The organism is Dellaglioa sp. CoH-57-MRSF-20 (genome assembly GCF_056781955.1).
The window spans coordinates 1-1799 of sequence record NZ_JBXAXV010000010.1; the positions used below are offsets into that span (position 1 = coordinate 1).

Here is a 1799-nt window from a genome sequence, read left to right on the forward strand (position 1 = left end):
TGGCGCTAAGAAGCTTAACTTCTGTGTTCGACATGGGAACAGGTGTATCCTTCTTGCTATCGCCACCACACTCTTTTTTTGAGAAAACTTATTCTCTCAAAACTAGCTAATATTTATCATTGATTTTTAAGCCGTACACCGTTTCACACCACTTTGTGGTTAAGTCCTCGACCGATTAGTATTGGTCCGCTCCATACATCACTGTACTTCCACTTCCAACCTATCTACCTGATAATCTTTCAGGGGTCTTACTTCCATAAAGGAATGGGAAATCTAATCTCGAGGTGAGCTTCACACTTAGATGCTTTCAGCGTTTATCTCATCCATACATAGCTACCCAGCGATGCCCTTGGCAGAACAACTGGTACACCAGAGGTATGTCCATCCCGGTCCTCTCGTACTAAGGACAGCTCCTCTCAAATTTCCTACGCCCGCGACGGATAGGGACCGAACTGTCTCACGACGTTCTGAACCCAGCTCGCGTACCGCTTTAATGGGCGAACAGCCCAACCCTTGGGACCGACTACAGCCCCAGGATGCGATGAGCCGACATCGAGGTGCCAAACCTCCCCGTCGATGTGGACTCTTGGGGGAGATAAGCCTGTTATCCCCAGGGTAGCTTTTATCCGTTGAGCGATGGCCCTTCCATACGGAACCACCGGATCACTAAGCCCGACTTTCGTCCCTGCTCGACCTGTAAGTCTCGCAGTCAAGCTCCCTTGTGCCTTTACACTCTGCGAATGATTTCCAACCATTCTGAGGGAACCTTTGGGCGCCTCCGTTACCTTTTAGGAGGCGACCGCCCCAGTCAAACTGCCCACCTGACACTGTCTCCCACCACGATTAGTGGCGAGGGTTAGAGTGTTCATACAACGAGGGTAGTATCCCACCAATGCCTCCTCCGAAACTAGCGTTCCGGTCTCTACGGCTCCTACCTATCCTGTACAAGTTATACAAACACTCAATATCAAGCTACAGTAAAGCTCCATGGGGTCTTTCCGTCCTGTCGCGGGTAACCCGCATCTTCACGGGTATTATAATTTCACCGAGTCTCTCGTTGAGACAGTGCCCAAATCGTTACGCCTTTCGTGCGGGTCGGAACTTACCCGACAAGGAATTTCGCTACCTTAGGACCGTTATAGTTACGGCCGCCGTTTACTGGGGCTTCAATTCTGGGCTTCGCCGAAGCTAACTCATCCTCTTAACCTTCCAGCACCGGGCAGGCGTCAGCCCCTATACGTCATCTTACGATTTTGCAGAAACCTGTGTTTTTGATAAACAGTCGTTTGGGCCTATTCACTGCGGCTGACCTTTCGGTCAGCACCCCTTCTCCCGAAGTTACGGGGTCATTTTGCCGAGTTCCTTAACGAGAGTTCTCTCGCACACCTTAGGATACTCTCCTCGACTACCTGTGTCGGTTTGCGGTACGGGTAGTTATATTCTAACTAGAAGCTTTTCTTGGCAGTGTGACATCAGTTACTTCGCTACTTAATTTCGCTCCCCATCACAACTTGTCCTTAAAGTTAAGCATTTAACTCAACTTCAGACTTATTGCTTGGACGCACATATCCATCAGTGCGCTTCCTTAGCCTGCTGCGTCCCTCCATCGTTCAAACAAATATAACTAGTACAGGAATCTCAACCTGTTATCCATCGTCTACGCCTCTCGGCCTCGACTTAGGTCCCGACTAACCCTGGGAGGACGAGCCTTCCCCAGGAAACCTTAGTCATTCGGTGGACAGGATTCTCACCTGTCTTTCGCTACTCATACCGGCATTCTCACTTCTAAGCGCTCCACC

2 rRNA genes (1 of these 2 running past the window's edge) are annotated in these 1799 nt (G+C 50.0%); both read right to left on the reverse strand.

Going from position 1 to position 1799, the window contains the following annotated elements:
* A 5S ribosomal RNA gene (rrf, locus tag AC1RPN_RS07645) occupies positions 1-70 on the reverse strand; the annotation flags it as partial.
* Between the two features lie 85 nt (positions 71-155).
* A 23S ribosomal RNA gene (locus AC1RPN_RS07650) occupies positions 156-1799 on the reverse strand (it continues 1375 nt past the right edge of the window).